The 17,851-nt window shown below is 63.6% G+C and carries 14 protein-coding genes; 4 read left to right on the top strand and 10 right to left on the bottom strand.

Annotated elements, in window-relative coordinates; all coding sequences use genetic code 11:
- Positions 1-97: 97 nt before the first annotated feature.
- The 4 genes from V9K84_RS22585 to dadA form a co-directional block, all read right to left on the bottom strand.
- Positions 98-646, bottom strand: coding sequence for a cupin domain-containing protein (locus V9K84_RS22585; protein ID WP_043863332.1), 549 nt, complete (start codon positions 644-646; stop codon positions 98-100).
- A gap of 108 nt (positions 647-754) precedes the next feature.
- Complete coding sequence (gene alr / locus V9K84_RS22580; protein ID WP_088514602.1) at positions 755-1,828, bottom strand: alanine racemase; 1,074 nt, start codon at positions 1,826-1,828, stop codon at positions 755-757.
- 40 nt (positions 1,829-1,868) lie between these two features.
- Positions 1,869-2,222, bottom strand: a complete 354-nt coding sequence (locus V9K84_RS22575; RefSeq protein ID WP_088514601.1) for a RidA family protein — start codon at positions 2,220-2,222, stop codon at positions 1,869-1,871.
- Complete coding sequence (gene dadA / locus V9K84_RS22570; RefSeq protein WP_043863329.1) at positions 2,194-3,495, bottom strand: D-amino acid dehydrogenase; 1,302 nt, start codon at positions 3,493-3,495, stop codon at positions 2,194-2,196. The genes V9K84_RS22575 and dadA overlap by 29 nt, the downstream gene beginning before the upstream one ends.
- A gap of 156 nt (positions 3,496-3,651) precedes the next feature.
- Here dadA and dadR point away from each other — a divergent pair, with 156 nt between their 5' ends.
- Positions 3,652-4,140, top strand: coding sequence for a transcriptional regulator DadR (gene dadR / locus V9K84_RS22565; protein ID WP_042121505.1), 489 nt, complete (start codon positions 3,652-3,654; stop codon positions 4,138-4,140).
- A 3-nt stretch (positions 4,141-4,143) separates the two neighbouring features.
- Here the strand turns inward: dadR and V9K84_RS22560 are convergent, their stop codons facing one another.
- Complete coding sequence (locus V9K84_RS22560) at positions 4,144-4,497, bottom strand: YkgJ family cysteine cluster protein (RefSeq protein WP_043863328.1); 354 nt, start codon at positions 4,495-4,497, stop codon at positions 4,144-4,146.
- Positions 4,498-4,614: 117 nt separating this feature from the next.
- Here V9K84_RS22560 and V9K84_RS22555 point away from each other — a divergent pair, with 117 nt between their 5' ends.
- Positions 4,615-5,892 carry an FAD-binding oxidoreductase gene (locus V9K84_RS22555; RefSeq protein ID WP_043863327.1) on the top strand — a complete coding sequence of 426 codons (1,278 nt, stop codon included), beginning with the start codon at positions 4,615-4,617 and terminating at the stop codon, positions 5,890-5,892.
- Here V9K84_RS22555 and V9K84_RS22550 read toward each other — a convergent pair.
- A complete protein-coding gene (locus V9K84_RS22550) occupies positions 5,889-6,104 on the bottom strand; it encodes a DUF1127 domain-containing protein (protein WP_078480636.1) in 216 nt (71 codons plus the stop codon). The two genes, V9K84_RS22555 and V9K84_RS22550, sit on opposite strands and share 4 nt — an antisense overlap.
- 177 nt (positions 6,105-6,281) lie before the next feature.
- Here V9K84_RS22550 and V9K84_RS22545 point away from each other — a divergent pair, with 177 nt between their 5' ends.
- Both V9K84_RS22545 and V9K84_RS22540 read left to right on the top strand, forming a co-directional pair.
- On the top strand, positions 6,282-7,712 hold the full coding sequence (locus V9K84_RS22545) for a PLP-dependent aminotransferase family protein (RefSeq protein ID WP_043863325.1): 1,431 nt from the start codon (positions 6,282-6,284) through the stop codon (positions 7,710-7,712).
- Between the two features lie 93 nt (positions 7,713-7,805).
- Positions 7,806-9,329: a phospholipase D family protein gene (locus V9K84_RS22540; RefSeq protein ID WP_058541849.1), complete on the top strand. Its 1,524-nt coding sequence runs from the start codon at positions 7,806-7,808 to the stop codon at positions 9,327-9,329.
- A gap of 67 nt (positions 9,330-9,396) precedes the next feature.
- Here the strand turns inward: V9K84_RS22540 and V9K84_RS22535 are convergent, their stop codons facing one another.
- The 4 genes from V9K84_RS22535 to tssI all read right to left on the bottom strand — a co-directional run bounded on the left by V9K84_RS22535 (position 9,397) and on the right by tssI (position 17,803).
- On the bottom strand, positions 9,397-9,789 hold the full coding sequence (locus V9K84_RS22535) for an immunity 50 family protein (RefSeq protein ID WP_088514600.1): 393 nt from the start codon (positions 9,787-9,789) through the stop codon (positions 9,397-9,399).
- Positions 9,790-9,906: 117 nt separating this feature from the next.
- Positions 9,907-10,308 carry a hypothetical protein gene (locus tag V9K84_RS22530; RefSeq protein ID WP_143516632.1) on the bottom strand — a complete coding sequence of 134 codons (402 nt, stop codon included), beginning with the start codon at positions 10,306-10,308 and terminating at the stop codon, positions 9,907-9,909.
- The gene (locus V9K84_RS22525) at positions 10,305-14,951 is read right to left on the bottom strand and encodes an RHS repeat-associated core domain-containing protein (RefSeq protein WP_338792631.1); all 4,647 of its coding nucleotides are present in this window, start codon (positions 14,949-14,951) and stop codon (positions 10,305-10,307) included. The genes V9K84_RS22530 and V9K84_RS22525 overlap by 4 nt, the downstream gene beginning before the upstream one ends.
- The gene (gene tssI, locus V9K84_RS22520; protein WP_338792629.1) at positions 14,948-17,803 is read right to left on the bottom strand and encodes a type VI secretion system tip protein TssI/VgrG; all 2,856 of its coding nucleotides are present in this window, start codon (positions 17,801-17,803) and stop codon (positions 14,948-14,950) included. The genes V9K84_RS22525 and tssI overlap by 4 nt, the downstream gene beginning before the upstream one ends.
- Between the last annotated feature and the right edge of the window lie 48 nt (positions 17,804-17,851).

Below are 17,851 nucleotides of genomic sequence, written 5' to 3'. Positions count from 1 at the left end.
CGCAAGTATAGCGGGAACCCCGCCTCACCGAAACAACCCTAAAGACCAAAGGGGTTTAGCCGCGACAATCCGCCGCGCATTGGCGACGCGCGTGGGCTCAGAAGTTGGCCGGGGTGGCGGCACTGATCAGCCGGGCCGGCTCATCGTAGGGATTGCGGAATCGATGCGGCTTGGTGCTCTCGAAATAGTAGCTGTCGCCCGCCTCGAGGATGAAGGTTTCAAGCCCCACCACCAGTTCCAGGCGCCCTTCGAGCAGGATGCCGGTCTCTTCGCCGTCGTGGGTGAGCATCTCTTCGCCGGTGTCGGCACCGGGCGGGTAGATCTCGTTTAGAAAGGCAATGGCGCGGCTGGCGTGGGCCTTGCCGACCAGCTTCATGGTGACTGCGCCGTCGGATATATCGATCAGTTCGTTGGCCTTGTACACGATCTGGGTCGGGTTCTCGGGCTGCAGCTCTTCGGAAAAGAACTCCACCATCGACATCGGAATACCGCCCAGCACCTTGCGCAGCGAGCTGATCGAAGGGCTCACGCTGTTCTTCTCGATCATCGAGATGGTGCTGTTGGTCACGCCCGCCCGCTTGGCCAGCTCGCGTTGAGACAGGCCTTTGAGCTTGCGAATGGCTTGCAGTCGTTCACCGACGTCCAAGGCCTGGGCCCTCCTAAACGAACACGTGGGGTCGAAATTGAACGGTATCATCGCAACAGCGTTCAGTATTTACAACACTTCGACCCGCAGCCCGTCCGCTTTGGCGCCTCAATTGCCGCTGTACACCATCGGCACCCGACGCAGGTTGCAGAAGATCTGATACGGGATGGTGCCCGCCTGGATCGCCACGTCGCTGGCCAGCACGTGCTTGCCCCACAACTCCACCGGGCTGCCCAGCCCGGCCTCGGGCACATCGGTGAGGTCGATGCACAGCATGTCCATCGACACGCGGCCAATCAGCTGGCTGCGCTTGCCGGCCACCAGCACCGGGGTACCGGTGGGTGCCAGGCGCGGGTAGCCGTCGGCGTAGCCCATGGCGACCACGCCCACGCGGGTGGGGCGCGGGCTGATGAATTTCGCGCCGTAGCCCACCGGCTCGCCGGCCGGCAGTTCGCGCACGCAGATCACTTTGGATTCCAGGGTCATCACAGGCTGCAGGCGCTGAGCCTGGGCCTGCGGCACCTCGAAGGGCGTGGCGCCATACAGCATGATGCCCGGACGCACCCAGTCGCTGGGCACCTGCGGCCAGCCCAGCACCGCCGGCGAGTTGCGCAGGCTGACCTCGGCACTCAGGCCCTGGCGCGCGGCTTCGAACACCGCCACCTGCTCGCTGCTGGCCGTGCTGTCGAGTTCGTCGGCACGGGCGAAGTGGCTCATCAGCACGATGCGCGCCACCTTGCCGCTGGCCAGCAGACGCTGGTAGGCGCCGTGGTAGTCCTTGGGGTGCAGGCCGACGCGGTGCATGCCGGTGTCGAGCTTGAGCCACACGGTGATCGGGCGGGTCAGGCCGGCCTGTTCGATGGCTTCGAGCTGCCACAGCGAATGCACCACGCACCACAGGTCCTGCTCGGCAATCAGGGGCAGCTCGCTGGCTTCGAAAATGCCCTCGAGCAGCAGCACCGGGGCCTTGATGCCGGCAGCACGCAGCTCCAGCGCCTCTTCGATGCAAGCCACGGCGAACCCGTCGGCCTCGCCCTCCAGCGCCTGGGCGCAGCGCACCGCGCCGTGCCCGTAGGCGTCGGCCTTGATCACGGCCAGCGCCTTGGCGCCGGTCAGTTCGCGGGCGAGTTGATAGTTGTGGCGCAGCGCTTGGAGATCGATCAGGGCACGGGCGGGACGCATGACGGCAGCCTTCTGGCAGTCGGGTGAGTTGGGAAACGGATTACGGCAGGGCGGCGACGATCGAGATCTCGACCAGCATCTGCGGATTGCACAGCCGGGCCTGAACGGTGGCGCGGGCCGGGGCATTGCCTTTGACCAGCCACTGGTCCCACACCGTGTTCATGGCCTGGAACTGGGTGTCGATGTCGCTGAGGTAGATGGTCGCCGACAGCACGCGGCTCTTGTCGGTACCGGCCAGGTCCAGCAGCCGCTCGATGTTGGCCAGCACCTCGCGGGTCTGCTGGCCGACGTCGCCGTTCAGGTCATTACCCACCTGGCCCGACAGGTAGACGGTGCCGTTGTGGGTAACGATCTGGCTCATGCGCTCATTGGTGAGCTGGCGCTGGATTGACATGCTTTGCAGTCTCCTGACTGTTGCTGTAGCGGGAAATGTCGAGGCCTTCGGCGCTGATCTGCGGCTTCTTGCGCGCCATCAGGTCGGCCAGCAGGCGACCCGAACCGCACGCCATGGTCCAGCCGAGGGTGCCGTGGCCGGTGTTCAGGAACAGGTTGCGAAACGCCGTGGCGCCCACGATCGGCGTGCCGTCGGGGGTGGTCGGGCGCAGGCCGGTCCAGAAGCTGGCCTGGCTCAGGTCGCCGCCGCGAGGATAAAGGTCGTTGACGATCATCTCCAGCGTTTCGCGCCGACGCGGGTTGAGCGACAGGTCGAAACCGGCGATCTCGGCCATGCCGCCGACGCGGATGCGGTTGTCGAAGCGGGTGATCGCGACCTTGTAGGTCTCGTCGAGAATGGTCGAGGTCGGGGCCATGGCCGGGTCGGTGATCGGCACGGTCAGCGAGTAGCCCTTGAGCGGGTACACCGGGGCCTTGATGCCCAGCGGCTTGAGCAGTTGCGGCGAGTAGCTGCCCAGGGCCAGCACGTAGCGATCGGCGGTTTCCAGCTTGCCGTCGATCCATACGCCGTTGACCCGGTCGCCCGCGTGATCGAGGCGCTCGATGTTCTGCCCGAAGCGGAATTCCACGCCCAGGTCGCGCGCCATTTCGGCCAGGCGCGTGGTGAACAGCTGGCAGTCGCCGGTCTGGTCGTTGGGCAGGCGCAGGGCACCGGCGAGGATGTCGGTGACATTGGCCAGGGCAGGCTCCACGCGGGCAATGCCGTCGCGGTCGAGCAGCTCGTAGGGCACACCGGACTGTTCCAGCACGGCGATATCCTTGGCCGCGTTGTCCAGTTGCGCCTGGGTGCGGAACAGCTGGGTGGTGCCCAGGGTGCGGCCTTCGTAGGCAATGCCGGTTTCGGCACGCAGCTCGTCGAGGCAGTCGCGGCTGTACTCGGACAGGCGCACCATGCGCTCCTTGTTCACCGCATAGCGGTTGGCCGTGCAGTTGCGCAGCATCTGCGCCATCCACAGGTACTGGTCGATGTCGGCGGTGGCCTTGATGGCCAGCGGGGCGTGGCGCTCGAGCAGCCACTTGATGGCCTTGAGCGGCACACCGGGTGCAGCCCAGGGCGAGGCATAACCCGGCGATACCTGGCCAGCGTTGGCGAAGCTGGTTTCCATGGCCACCGCCGGCTGGCGATCGACCACCACCACTTCAAACCCCTGACGAGCCAGATAGTAGGCACTGGCGGTCCCGATGACGCCGCTACCAAGTACCAGAACGCGCATGTTGTTATCCCTCGAGGCGGCGTACCGCACACATTTGTTGTTTAAGGCATGGATGGGCGCAGTATAGGAAGGTAGAGGCAGTGCTTTTCACTATATAAAAGCCTATATTTGGCGAGAATTCTCGGCAGGGTCGGCTTTTACGGAGGGGCATCCACTATGAGAACCCAGCATCAAAGCAAACGTGAACTGGACAAGATCGACCGCAACATCCTGCGCATCCTGCAGACCGACGGGCGCATCTCGTTCACCGAACTGGGCGAGAAGGTCGGCCTGTCGACCACCCCGTGCACCGAGCGGGTCCGGCGTCTGGAGCGCGAAGGCATCATCATGGGCTACAACGCCCGGCTCAACCCGCAGCACCTCAAGGGCAGCCTGCTGGTGTTCGTCGAGATCAGCCTGGACTACAAGTCGGGGGACACTTTCGAAGAGTTTCGCCGCGCGGTGCTCAAGCTGCCCCACGTATTGGAATGCCACCTGGTATCGGGCGATTTCGACTACCTGGTGAAGGCGCGCATCTCGGAGATGGCCTCGTACCGCAAGCTGCTGGGCGACATCCTGCTCAAGCTGCCACACGTGCGCGAATCCAAGAGCTACATCGTGATGGAAGAGGTGAAGGAAAGCCTCAACCTGCCGATCCCGGACTGAGCCTTACACCAGCACCTGGCGGGTGCTGGCGATGTACTGGTGCACCAGGCGCTCGGCCTGCGGGTCGATCATCTCGGCAGGGCCGCGACCATTGGGGCACGGCAGGCGCGGGGTGGTGCCGAACAGGCGGCAGATCAGCGGCCGCTCCTCGTACACGGTGCAGCCCTCGGGGCCCAGGTGCACACAGTTGAGCTCATCCAGCGCGGCCTGTTGCTCGGCCGCGCTCTTGCGTGGCAGGCGCGCCATTTCCTCGCTGGAGGTGGTCACCGGGCCGCAGCAATCGTGGCAGCCCGGCACGCAGGCGAACGACGGGATCTGCTCACGCAGGAAGCGGATCTTGTGACTGTTGCAACTCATGGCAGACTCGTGGCGGGAAAGGCTGAAGCGCCATTTTGCCCCACGGTTGCCTGCCGATCAAAGCACCGCCTATGCTGTGTCAAATTTTCCACACAGCCCTACCAGGATCCTTCAAACGTGCATACCACTTCCTACTACGCTGCCCACAGCGCCGGGCAACCGGCGTACCCGCCCCTGCAAGGCGAGCTGAACTGTGATGTGTGCGTGGTGGGCGGCGGCTTTTCGGGCCTCAATACCGCCATCGAACTGGCCGAACGCGGCCTGAGCGTGGTGCTGCTCGAAGCGCACAAGATCGGTTGGGGCGCCAGTGGACGCAATGGCGGGCAGCTGATTCGCGGGGTCGGACACGGCCTGGACCAGTTCACCCCGGTGATCGGCAGCGAGGGAGTGCGCAGCCTCAAACTGATGGGCCTGGAGGCAGTGGACATCGTGCGCCAGCGCATCGAACGCCATGCCATCGACTGCGACCTGACCTGGGGCTATTGCGACCTGGCCAACAAGCCACGGGAATTCGAGGGCTTCAGCGAAGAGATCGACGAGCTGCGCGGACTGGGCTACACCCATGAGCTGCGCCTGGTGCAGCCCGACCAGATGCACACGGTGGTCGGCTCGCGTCGCTACGCCGGCGGCCTGGTGGACATGGGCTCGGGGCACCTGCACCCGCTGAACCTGGCGCTGGGCGAGGCCGAGGCCGCGCGCCAGCTGGGCGTGCAGGTGTTCGAGCATTCCCGTGTCACCCGCATCGAGCACGGCCCGCAGGTGCATGTGCACACCGCCAAGGGCTCGGTGCGGGCGAACACGCTGGTGCTGTGCTGCAATGCCTACATCAACGACCTGGACCGCGAGCTCAGTGGCAAGGTGCTGCCAGCCGGCAGCTACATCATCGCCACCGAACCGCTGAGCGAAGCCCTGGCCAACGAGTTGCTGCCGCAGAACATGGCGGTGTGCGACCAGCAGGTGACCGTGGACTACTATCGCCTCTCGGCCGACCGGCGCCTGCTGTTCGGTGGCGCCTGCCACTACTCGGGGCGCGATCCGCAGGACATCGGCGCCTACATGCGGCCCAAGATGCTCAAGGTGTTCCCGCAACTGGCCGACACCCGCATCGAATACCAGTGGGGCGGCATGATCGGCATCGGCGCCAACCGCCTGCCGCAGATCGGCCGCCTGCGCGACCGGCCCAACGTTTACTACGCCCAGGCCTATGCCGGCCACGGGCTCAACGCCACGCACCTGGCCGGGCGGCTGCTGGGCGAGGCGATCAGCGGCCAGCAGAGCGGGCGCTTCGACCTGTTCGCCCAGGTGCCGCACATCACCTTCCCTGGCGGCAAGCACCTGCGCTCGCCGCTGTTGGCGCTGGGCATGCTGTGGCACCGCCTCAAGGCACTGGCCTAGGGTCTCCAGAATGGCCTGAGACCTTCCTTCACGGCCTGTTCGCGGGTCAGGCCGATATCGCGCAGCTGCTCGGCATCGAGCTGCAGCAGCGCATGGCGTGAACGCCACCGCCGCATCATCACAGCCCAGCGACTCGGGCTGGCGGGCGCCTCATGTCGTGCCACCTCGCCTTTGGTGCACAGTGGCAGGCCTGCATCGCTCGCGCCGTTCATCGTTTCATTCCTCCAGGGTGGGTAACCGTGCAGCCATGATGCGCGGGTGCTGCAAGGCATTACAGATTCAACCGCCAGGTATTATTTCCATACAGATGTGTCGATAATGGCGCTGAATGCTGTATTTTTGCCCAATCTGTACCGGTTTCCAGCCGCTTTCCCGCCCAGGAGTACGCCTTGACCCTCTACGTCAACCTCGCCGAACTGATTGGCGCACGCATCGAGCAGGGCCTCTACCGCCCCGGCGACCGCCTGCCGTCGGTGCGGGCCCTGAGCGTCGAGCATGGCGTGAGCCTGAGTACCGTGCAGCAGGCGTATCGGGTGCTGGAAGACCACGGGCTGGCGGCGCCCAGGCCCAAGTCCGGCTATTTCGTGCCTGACCATCGCCCACTACCCGCCCTGCCCGACGTCAGCCGCCCGGCCCAGCGCCCTGTGGATATCTCGCAATGGGACCAGGTGTTCGAGCTGGTGCGCAGCGTGCCGCGCAAGGACGTGGTGCAACTGGGCCGCGGCATGCCCGATGTCGGCAGCCCCACCCTCAAGCCGTTGCTGCGCAGCCTGGCGCAGCTGAGCCGGCGCCAGGACATGCCCGGCCTGTACTACGACACCGTCGCCGGCACCGAAGCCCTGCGCGAGCAGGTGGCGCGGCTGATGCTCGATTCGGGCTGCAGCCTGAGCACGGCAGACCTGGTGATCACCACCGGCTGCCAGGAAGCCCTGTCGATCAGCGTGCGCGCGGTGTGCCAGCCGGGCGACATCGTCGCGGTCGAATCACCGAGCTTTCACGGCGCCATGCAGACCCTCAAGGGCCTGGGCATGAAAGCGTTGGAGATCCCCACCGATCCGCTCACCGGCATCAGCCTCGAAGCCCTGGAGCTGGCCCTGGAACAGTGGCCGATCAAGCTGATCCAGCTGACCCCCAGCTGCAACAATCCATTGGGCTACATCATGCCCGAGGCGCGCAAACGCGCCCTGCTGACCCTGGCCCAGCGCTTCGACGTGGCGATCCTGGAGGACGACGTGTATGGCGACCTGGCCTACACCTACCCGCGCCCACGCACCATCAAGTCGTTCGACGACGATGGCCGCGTGCTGCTGTGCAGCTCGTTCTCCAAGACCCTTGCGCCCGGCCTGCGGGTGGGCTGGGTGGCGCCGGGGCGCTACTTGGAGCGGGTGATGCACATGAAGTACATCAGCACCGGCTACACCGCCACCCAGCCGCAGTTGGCGATTGCCGACTTCATCGAGGGCGGCCACTACCAGCCGCACCTGCGCCGTGTGCGCGGCCAATACCAGCGCGCCCGCGATCAGATGATCGACTGGGTGAGCCGCTACTTCCCCGCCGGCACCCGCGCCAGCCGGCCCCAGGGCGGCTTCGTGCTGTGGGTGGAACTGCCGGAAAGTTTCGACACCTTGCGCCTGAACCGGGCTTTACTAGAGCAAGGTGTGCAGATTGCGGTGGGCAGCATCTTTTCGGCGTCGGGCAAGTTCCGCAACTGCCTGCGCATGAACTTTGCCGCCCGCGCCACTGCCGAAATCGAAGCGGCCGTGCGCAAGGTCGGCGAAACCGCCATTCGTCTACTGGCCGAGGATGAGCGCGGCGGGTAACGTTGCGCCGCCCCGCGTGGTCCAACCCCCAACTGCCTTCCTGCTCAAGGACATGCCCCTTTGACCAAACCCAGGGCCTTCGCGCTGTTACTGATGCTGGCGCTCACCCTTGCCGGGTGCGCCACCTCCAGCACGCCCCGTACCGTGACCCAGGCCCTGCCCGCCAGCGACTCGGCCTTTGGCCGTTCGGTGCAGCGCCAGGCCAGCGCCCATGAGGGGCGGTCCGGCTTTCGCCTGCTGCCCAACAGCACCGAGGCGTTCCACGCCCGCGCCGAGCTGATCCGTAACGCCCAGAGCAGCATCGACCTGCAGTACTACATCGTGCATGACGGGCTCAGCACCCGCGCGCTGGTGCACGAACTGCTGCAGGCTGCCGACCGTGGCGTGCGCGTGCGCATCCTGCTCGACGACACCACCAGCGACGGCCTGGACGAGGTCATCGCCACCCTGGCGGCGCACCCGAAGGTACAGATTCGCGTGTTCAACCCGCTGCACCTGGGGCGCAGCACCGGCGTGACCCGTGCCCTGGGCAGGCTGTTCAACCTGTCGCTGCAGCACCGGCGCATGCACAACAAGCTGTGGCTGGTGGACAACAGCATGGCCATCGTCGGCGGGCGCAACCTGGGTGACGAATACTTCGACGCCGAGCCCAACCTGAACTTCACCGACATCGACATGCTGGGCGTGGGGCCGGTGGCCGAACAGCTGGGGCACAGCTTCGACCAGTACTGGAACAGTGCCCTGAGCCGACCCATTGGCGACTTCATGTTCAGCACCCCGAACGCCGACGACCTGCGTGTGAGCCGCGAGCGCCTGGAGGCTTCGCTCAGCGAGGCCAGGGTCAAGCGCAAGGCACTGTACGACCGCCTGATGGCCTACAAGACCCACCCGCGCCTGGATTCGTGGCGCAACGAGTTGATCTGGGCACACAACCAGGCGCTGTGGGATGCGCCAAGCAAGGTGCTGGCCCAGGCCGAGCCAGACCCGCGGTTGCTGCTGACCCAGCAGTTGGCGCCCGACCTGAACGACGTGCACCATGAGCTGATCCTGGTATCGGCCTACTTCGTACCTGGCGAGACCGGCCTGCTGTACCTGACCAGCCATGCCGACGCCGGGGTGTCGGTGAGCCTGCTGACCAACTCGCTGGAGGCCACCGACGTGCCGGCGGTACACGGCGGCTATGCGCCGTACCGCAAGGCGCTGCTGGAACACGGGGTAAAACTGTACGAACTGCGCCGCCAGCCCGGCGACCCCAGCAGCGGGCGTATCCATCACTTCGGCAGTGCATCGGACTCGAGCCTGCACAGCAAGGCGATCGTGTTCGATCGGCAGAAGACCTTCATCGGCTCGTTCAACTTCGACCCGCGCTCGGTGCTGTGGAACACCGAGGTCGGCGTGCTGGTGGACAGCCCGCAACTGGCCGAATACACCCGCGACCTGGCGCTGCAGGGCATGGCGCCGGCGCTGAGCTACGAGCCGCGGCTGGTCGACGGCAAGCTGGTGTGGGTGACCGAGGACAATGGGCAGTTGCACACGTTGACGACAGAGCCAGGTGGGCTGTGGCGACGGTTCAATGCGTGGGTGAGCAAGGCGGTGGGGTTGGAGAGGATGTTGTAGGGTGAAATCTCCATGCTGTCGAACGCAGGTCGATGCTGCGCGAGCCGATCTGCGTGGAGTTAGCTCGTCAAGGGGTACCAGTGAGACCATGCCGCACGCTCTCGACACGAACCAAATCACAAGTAAATTTCAGTCGACTATTATCAACGCAGCGTATCTTTATAGCGACGGCCTCATCCACGACATCAAACGAAATTTCACAAATAACATTCTCATAGCCCCACTCGCTAAAATCGATACATTTACTCCCTATAAATGATAGTTCAATATAGACCGCATCATAATTTCTTGGCCACTTCACAGGGCTATTCTCAGCCTTTTCTCGAGTAACCAGCTTAATAGATAACCTTGGTTCATCCCGCCTGAAATTAACCTCTGTAATATCTGACCCTAGAAAATTTGGCATCCCTCCATATATCGTAGTCAATGCTTGCGGATTCATAACGTTAGGAAAATTCATTTACTTCTTATTCCGGCAACAAAAATAGTAGTGTTGTACCATCGCCTCAACAGATACCGGATTCGCTCTGGAGTCAGTGCAGTTTGCTTGCGGCATTGGATGCCTGGAACGGCTGCCTTACCCAATTATTCTTACATGCAAATTCTTGTAGAAGTCCCAATGAATCACTAATTTTCTGTCAACCGACAAAAATAATGTATCAACAAAATCCAGTTCATCCACAAAGTCTAGCCACTCGTAAATACCTGTTTTCAACAAGGGGATTGCATTATCCATATGCATAACAAAAAAATCATGGGATGACTGAAAACCTATAGCTTCCAAAATTGAAATTAATTCTCTTTTAAGATCGCTTCGCGAGACACTTTCATATGTTGTTTTGTTTTCTACACGATTCCAGTCAATGGAGGAACAGCTAATGGGGAAGTTGTCATTTATAACTTTAAAAACATCTACCTCTTCGTGATCGCTACATGCGTGCAACTCGATAAACTCTTGACATTTTTTTGAGAAACTCATGGATTAAATCTCTTTACTATTTTGGTCACAGTTTTTCCTGAAGCATCAAAGCAAATGGTTCGCTCATTTTTCTTTCCATTGAACGCATTGATGTGAGCTTTATGTCTTTCATCATATTCCACCCGAAAACCTCGATACTCTCCAGGAACTACTCTTCCGTTAAACGGTTGCGATCCAAATTTTGCTGGGTTCGGAACGCTACCTTTAGCTGTGATATGCGTGAAGCTAAGGGCATCATTCATTGCCTGATTGTAATCATCGTATATTTCATCACACTGTAGTTTTTCTTTTTTATTTTCTTGATCAGTGCATAAATTACATTTTTTCGTCAAGCCAAGTGGATCAACCCAATGTATTGGGCTGGGTGCGTATTGATATACGTTCAAACCGCCTGAAAACCCGATCGGGTCCTTCCCAATAAACCGCCCAACCCTCGGATCATAGTACCGATACCGGTTGTAGTGCAGCGCAGTCTCACGGTCGTGATACTGCCCCTGAAACCGTATCGGATTGCTCAGCCCGATCTGCCTCGCCCAAGCCGACCGCTCCTCATGCACCTCCCCCCACGCCTTGTACTGCCCCGCCCACGCCACCGCCCCATGGTGGTCGGTCAGCTCCATTGGCGTGCCCAGGTGATCGCACTGGTACCACGCAAGCGCATCAAACGCCTGCGGCGGCATGTGCGTTTGCCACAGCGGGTCCTGGTCGAAGTCGTAACTGCGCTGGCTCCAGTCCGGCTGCTTGTGCAGCCGCACCGGCCCCCTGCGCAGGGCCTGGGCCACCGGCACAAAGCTGCCCGGCTCATACAGGTAATGCACCGTGCGGCCCGTATCGCCTTCATCACGCGGCGGGGCGCTTTCCCACGCCAGTGTGTCGCCGTCCCAGCCAAACAGCGTGAAGCCACAGTCCAGCTCACGCTGGCGCTTGGCCCGTTCAAGCTGATTCCAACCCGTGCCGGCCTGCGGCTTGTTCGAGTAATGCGCAACCGAGTGTTTGTGCAGTCGCCGGCCGAGGGCGTCATAGCTGTACTCGACCTTGAGCTTGTCGTCGCTGTAGCTCTGCAGCCGGTCGAACAGGTCCCAGGCGAACTGCGCACGCACGCCGTTGTGCAGCCGTTCGGCCAGGTTGCCGCGCGCGTCGTAGGTGTAATGGGTGCCGGCGTACTCGCGCAGGAGGTTGTCCATCAACCTGTTGCGTTTCGGGGCCTGGTCCAGCGGGCGGTTGAGCTGCTGCGTCTTCTCGTCCAGCAGGTTACCCGCCGGGTCGAAGGCGAATGTCTCCACCCCCAGGCGACTGCTGGCCTGCAACAGGCGACCGACAGGGTCGTACTGGTAGGCCAACTGACCACGTCGGCTGTCGTGAATGTCGGTGAGTTGCCCGGCGCCATCGTACTGGTACTGACGCTTGAGCAACGTGGACTTGCCGTCGTGGCTGCCTAGCAGTTGCTCCTGCAGCCGTCCGGCCGGGTCCCAGGCCTGGGTCTGCATCAGCTTGTTGCCCTGATGGCGCGCCACTTCACGGTGCAGGTCATCGCGCTCGTAGCTGAGCATGTCGTGCTGGTCGAGCTTCATGCCCAGCAGGTGGCCGCTGCCGTAGGTCAGCCAGCTGACCGTATGGCCATCGGGGCGTACGGTCGCGATGCGCTGGTTGAGCACGTCGTACTCGTGCGTCCACACCGCCACCACCGGCTGCTGCAACCCCAGGTAATGCTGATGCTCGCGGGTCAGATTGCCCGCCTCGTCATGGAACCACTGCAACTGGCTTGCCGCGTTGATCGCCTGGATCAGCCTGCCGTTGCCGTCATAGGCAAAGCGCTCGGTCTGGGACTGATCGTCCAGCCTGGCGGTACGCTCGGCCAGCCGACCCATGGGGTCGAAACGCAGGTCGATGCGGCGCTGGCCGACCTGGGTCGAGGCCAGGCGACCGCTGTACGGGTCGTATTGATAACGGGTGGTCAGGCCATCGAAGCCGGTCTCCTGCAACAGGCGACCGACCGGGTCGTACACGAAGCTCGCCTGGCTGGTGTTTTCGTTTTCCAGGCCAATCAGCCGGCCCAGTTTGTCCCAGCGATAGCGCAGGGTGTGCTCGTTGGCGTCGACGCGCTCGGCCAGAAGCCCGGCGTCGGAATAGGTCCAGGTGGTGCAGCGGTCGAGCGCGTCGAGGTACGCCAGCAGACGGCCTTCGGCATCACGTTCGAAGCGCTCTTCGGTGTTGTCGGGGTGGGTGACCCTGGACAGTTGCCCGGCCTTGTACTCATAGGCGGTCTTGTTGCCCGCTGCGTCGGCGAACTGCACCAGCTGGCCGAAGTCGTTGTAGGCCCACTGGCTGGCTTTGCCGGAGCAGTCGGTGTATTCGAGCAACTGCCCGGCGTCGTTGTAGGCCAGCGCCTTCTGGTTGCCGTTGGCGTCCTTGATCGCACTTACCAGGCCGCTTGGGGTGTAGGCAAATTCGGTCTTGTTGCCCAGCGGGTCGACCGTCTCTACCAGGTTGCCGCGCTCGTCGTAGTCGCGCAGCCAAAGGCCACCCTCGGCATCGCGGATCTTAATCAGCTGGTCATGGTCGTCGTAGGCGTAGTGCAGCGTGCTGTGGTCGGGACGGATGTGCTGCAGCAGGTTGCTGCGCTCATCAAAGCTGTAGCGGTCCTGGCTACCGTCGGGGTGCACGTGGCGGATGACGTTCTTGCGCTCATCCCGGAACAGCCACTCCGAATTGCCGTCCGGATGACGGATGCGGTAGGTGTAGCCCTGGATGTCGTAGTAGTGCCAGGTTTCCTGGCCATGGGCGTCGGTCACATAGGTGAGGCGGATACGCTCATCCCACTCCAGGCGCACTTCGAAGCTACCGTCATCTGCCCACTCATGGATGGCCCTGGCATGCGGGCCGTTGCCGTCCCACTCCAGGTTGAAACCGCGCCCGGTGCGGTCGGTGTAACGGGTGATCAGATGATGCTGGTACTCATAGTGCCAGGCGGCACCGTTTTCATCCTGAGCCGCCACCAGGTCACCCGCGCCGTCATAGTGATAGGCGCACAGTTGGCGCAGCGGCTTGCCGTCGACCACGTGCCAGAGACCCTGGATATGCCCGTGCGCGTCGAGCCGCGTTCCCAGTTGCAGGTGTACCTTGCTGGGGTCGTCGTCCTGGTAGGTGTTGATGTCGGACAGCACCGGCTGGCCGTTGTGGCGATGCTCGTAGTGCAGCATGGCGCCCGCGCCGCTGCGTAGCTGAATGTGCGTCAGATAGAAGCGATCGCCATGGCGCGCATAGGTCTCCCGGCGATCCAGGCCACGCAGCAGTACCAGTTGCTGTTCGCCGGTGCGCACCAGGGTGAGGTACTCGACAGCGTCGTAGTGGGGCTTGCCCTTTTCGGGCATTGGAAAATCGTGACTGCGCCCATCGAAGTCAAGCAGCACCAGGCCCTGGCCGACCACGTCGATGCAGGTGGTGAACTCGGTGAGCCAACGGGCACCGAGGCTGGCGTTGTCGAGGCGCTCGAGACGCGAATTGTAAGTACGGGTCCAGATGACGGGAAACGGGCCTGGCAGGCTGAAGTCGGTGTGGTCCAGCGACTCGCTGCCAAGGGCGAAGTTGATACGGTTGCAACTGCTGGCACAGGTGCCGTTCTTGCTGTCGTTGGCCGCTTGTTTGGCCGACGCCTGCCGGGTAATGGCCTCGGTCTCGCCCTTGGCATCCTGATGCCTGGCCTGGGTGGTCTTGTCGCCCTTGACCGTGCTGCCGAGTGCCTTGGGATTGCGCTTGTGCCAGAGCACACTGCTGTTGTGCAGGATAAGGCGCATGCTCTCGATGGATTGCGGGTTGGCTGCACTGGTCATGCTCATCAGTTGCGTACGCATCTGTGGCGCCAGGCTACGCAGGGCCCGGGTACGGGCCAGCACTTCATGCTGTACCCCCTCGGGCACGGCATTGCGCATGATCATGTTGGCGGCGCCCTTGCCCATCGCGGCGTAGGCATCGCTGAGGGCGGCGAAGGCGTTTTCGAAGACCACCGAGGGGTCGGAACGCAACGCGTTCTTTGCTGCAATGGCGCTGCGCCCGGCAGCCTCCAGATTCTCGGCGCTGTCGAGCTTGCCGGTAATCACGGCATCGATCGCGTTGGCGGTGTTGTTGACCAGCTTCTCACCGACGTCGGCGCACTCCTTGAGGATCGCCTCCAACTGCCCTTCTGCGTCAGCGAGAAAGGCATCGATTTCGCCAAGCAAGGTGGCATTGAGGTGGCCGACGATGATCTCGATCAACGAGTCGCCGAGCATCTGCTTGCCTTCCTGACGGGCCAGCACCAGCATCGGCCGCAGGCTCTTGCGCGCAGCCGCCATGGTCGGTGGCGTGGGAATCACGCCGATCAGGTTGATGCCCAGGCTGACCCAGTCGAGCGGGTCGGGCTTGTCGCTGGAGGCCAGGTTGACAACGTCGCCGACCGCATCGACCAGGGCGATGATGTTGCCGATGACCGGCAGCACCTCAGCCACCTCCTTGAGGCGCTCGAGGTTGACGTAGCCACCGCTGATATCCCGCAGCCAGGCGTCGAACACGGCGGCGCCGCTACTCACGTCCTCGATGCCGATCTGATCCAGGGGAACGACTGCGGCCTGTGGTGGCCGTTGTTTGGCGGGGGTGTTGTCGCTCATGAGATCAGTTCACCTGGCAGCAGATCGGTAACGGTATTCAGGCCTGGAGCCTTGAGGTCGGTCAGTGAGAGGGCCGGCAGCGTGGGCAGGCTGGCCCTAAAGCCCTTGAGTGCAGTGCCCGCCTGGTCGGCCACGCCCAGGGCGGCCGAGGCAGCAGGCAGGGCAGAGCTGGCGGCACTGACCAGTTGCCTGGCACTGCCAAAAAGGCTGCCCTTGCCATCGTTGGGCAGCACCAGCTTGTCGACCAGCGTTGCCACTACCGTGGGCGAGTGGCTGGGGTCAGGTAGCTGCAACGGCCAGTTGACCAAACCGATGTAGCTGCTCGGTGTCCACGGCGGGGTCGGGTCGCGTCCGAACCTGACCGACGCCGGCCCCGGTGCCACACCGGATACGGCATTGAACCCCTGGCCATCGAGGCTGCCCTTGAGCACCGTGCCCAGTGCATCGGTCACTTCGTAATCGCCGGCCTGGATGCCCTTGGCATTGGCGTACAGGTTGAACAGCTCCAGGTTGCCCTTGCCCGGTTTGGGCGGCTCCGGGAAAGTCCCGGCCAGGCTCTTGGGCGCTGTGTGTGCAAACGTCGACGCGTGCGCGGTATACGGCCCGGTAGTCACGTGGGTGATGCCACTGGCGTTGTAGGTGGTGGCACTGCCGCCGCCCTGTACCACCAGTTCGGTCTTGGCGGTGAGGGTGATGCGGTCGGCATTGGCGGTGATGTCGAGCTTGGCCAGCAGGTTGATGTTGTCTTTCAGCGCTTTGATATCGATGTCGCCCGACGCCGCCACCAACCGCCAGCCCATGTTCTGCACGAACAGCCGCATGCCCTGGCTGGCACTGGCCAGCAGCCGCTTGCCGATCGACAGGCTCGTATGCCCAGTGCTGCTCAACGCCAGGTGCTCGCCGGTCGCGACATGGGTCGAGCGCGGCGTGGTCAGGGCGATGCCCGCCGGGCTGGCCAGCACCAGGTGCGGTTCGCTGAACTCGGGAAACTCGTTGGCGCTCTGGTTGGTCGGGCCGCTGCCGACAATGCCCTGGTGCTGGGCATGCAGGGCCTTGGCCACCTCGTCCTGATCGCCCGAATCCTGCGCCTGCACCTCGCGCGCCTGCTGGCCGAAGCCGTCCTGCTGTTCGCTGGCGGTGGCCAGGCGTTCGGCGGTCTCGGGCAGGTCCTTGTGGTGCTTGGCTTCGTGATGCCGGGGCTCGGTGGTCAGCAGCAGGCCCGCCGCCGCACGCACGGCGCCATGCCGGTCGGTGCGCAGCTCGAAACCCTCGCCCCGCGGCTGGCCGCCCGAGGGGCGCGGGTGGGTCAGGTAGCCCAGGTTGATCGCGCTGGCGCCGTGGTCGCTGCGCAACGCGATGCTGATCTCGCTGGTGGTGTCGTCGATGCGCAGCTCGTTGCTGCGGCTGCCCTTGTATTCCTTGCTCTTGACCGTGGCCAGGGTCTTGAAGTCGGGCAGCCGGTACGGCGGCAGGTTGGCGCCGTGGTACAGGCAACCGGTGATCAGCGGCTGGTCGGGGTCGCCTTCCAGAAAGGTGATCAGCACCTCCATGCCCACACGCGGCAGCGAGATGGCGCCGAAGCTGCTCTGGCTGGCCCAGCTGGAGGCCACGCGCATCCAGCAGGTGGTCTTGTCGTCCGACTGGCCTTCGCGATCCCAGAAGAACTGCACCTTGACCCGGCCGTACTCGTCGCAATAGATCTCCTCGCCTTCGGGGCCGGTCACTACCGCACGTTGCGCACCCAGCACTTTGGGCTTGGGATGCCTCAGCGGCGGACGGTACGGCACGTCCCACGGCGTGGCGCAGAAGCGGTTGCGATAGCCCTGGTGGAAGTCGTCCTTGAGGTCGGTGACGTCGCTGCTGATCACCTCCTCGAGCACCTGCGGCTGCTTGCCTTCGTGGATGATTTCGGTGAGCAGCCACAGGTCGTTCCACGCCGGGTTGGCATGCTCGGTCAGGCTCAGAAAATGCCCGCTGACCAGGCTCGGCTGGTCGCTGCGGCCCTCGGCCAGGCGGTAGTCGCTGCGGTGGCGCTCCAGGGCGCGGGTGGCCAGGTGCTTGCCGCGCGCGCGGTCGCTGAAGCGCGCCGGGTAGTCGTAGTCTTCCAGGTCCGGCGCGGCGCCGCTGTCGGCGTCGCTTTCAAGCTGGATGCGCGGTTTGGTGAAGTCGTAGTCGCGCCGCGTGGTGCGGCTGGTGCGCGTGGCCAGGCGCAGGCCGAAGCGCTTGATCACCGGCACGTCGGCCACCAGCCCGGTGTCCTGCTGGTAGGCCACCGGGGCCAGCGTGGGGAATACGGTCTGGTCGTCGCCGAACACCAGCGCATGGCCCTGCGGGCTGTGCTGGAAGTGGTAGTGGATGCCCTCCTCCTCGCACAGGCGCTGGATGAAGTGCAGGTCGGACTCGTCGTACTGCACGCAGTACACCCGCTCGGGGTACACCGCGCCCAGCACGAAGCGGTGGTCGCTGGCGAGGATGCCGTGCTCCTCGAGCACCTGGGCGATGATCTGCGGCACCGTCTTGTGCTGGAAGATGCGCTGGTTGATGCGGTGTGCCAGGTAGGCCAGCTGCGGGCGCAGCACCAGCCGGTAGCGCGACAGGCGCCGCCCGGCTTCGCCCTGCGCGGCGCTGTAGACCAGCCCGTGAATGCCGCTTCCGCTGGGCGACAGCTGCAGGAAGGCGAGCGTGTGCAGGAGGGATTCGAGGTTCAGCGACGCCCGTTCACTGACCAGCTCCAGTTCGAATTCGAACGGCTGGCTGAGCGCTTCGCGCCCGCTGAACGACAGCACCTGAAAGTCGCTGTCGACCCCGTCCAGGGTCAGGGTGAAATGGGGCTGGTTGGCCGCTGAGAACATCCGATGTTCCTCCCGCTGCAAAAACTGGGGTGACAGGCTGCCCCGGCC

This window comes from Pseudomonas sp. AE27, assembly GCF_037113495.1.
Lineage (GTDB): Bacteria > Pseudomonadota > Gammaproteobacteria > Pseudomonadales > Pseudomonadaceae > Aquipseudomonas > Aquipseudomonas palmensis.
This window is presented reverse-complemented; position numbering and strand designations above follow the sequence as displayed.

What these genes read in the sequence shown, in the direction of transcription:
- dadR (WP_042121505.1), top strand. Translation starts at nt 3,652, where the DNA reads ATGAGAACCCAGCATCAAAGCAAACGTGAACTGGACAAGATCGACCGC.
- tssI (WP_338792629.1), bottom strand. Translation starts at nt 17,803, where the DNA reads ATGTTCTCAGCGGCCAACCAGCCCCATTTCACCCTGACCCTGGACGGG.
- V9K84_RS22535 (WP_088514600.1), bottom strand. Translation starts at nt 9,789, where the DNA reads ATGAATTTTCCTAACGTTATGAATCCGCAAGCATTGACTACGATATAT.
- V9K84_RS22560 (WP_043863328.1), bottom strand. Translation starts at nt 4,497, where the DNA reads ATGAGTTGCAACAGTCACAAGATCCGCTTCCTGCGTGAGCAGATCCCG.
- dadA (WP_043863329.1), bottom strand. Translation starts at nt 3,495, where the DNA reads ATGCGCGTTCTGGTACTTGGTAGCGGCGTCATCGGGACCGCCAGTGCC.
- V9K84_RS22525 (WP_338792631.1), bottom strand. Translation starts at nt 14,951, where the DNA reads ATGAGCGACAACACCCCCGCCAAACAACGGCCACCACAGGCCGCAGTC.
- V9K84_RS22575 (WP_088514601.1), bottom strand. Translation starts at nt 2,222, where the DNA reads ATGTCAATCCAGCGCCAGCTCACCAATGAGCGCATGAGCCAGATCGTT.
- alr (WP_088514602.1), bottom strand. Translation starts at nt 1,828, where the DNA reads ATGCGTCCCGCCCGTGCCCTGATCGATCTCCAAGCGCTGCGCCACAAC.
- V9K84_RS22540 (WP_058541849.1), top strand. Translation starts at nt 7,806, where the DNA reads ATGCTGGCGCTCACCCTTGCCGGGTGCGCCACCTCCAGCACGCCCCGT.
- V9K84_RS22550 (WP_078480636.1), bottom strand. Translation starts at nt 6,104, where the DNA reads ATGAACGGCGCGAGCGATGCAGGCCTGCCACTGTGCACCAAAGGCGAG.
- V9K84_RS22530 (WP_143516632.1), bottom strand. Translation starts at nt 10,308, where the DNA reads ATGAGTTTCTCAAAAAAATGTCAAGAGTTTATCGAGTTGCACGCATGT.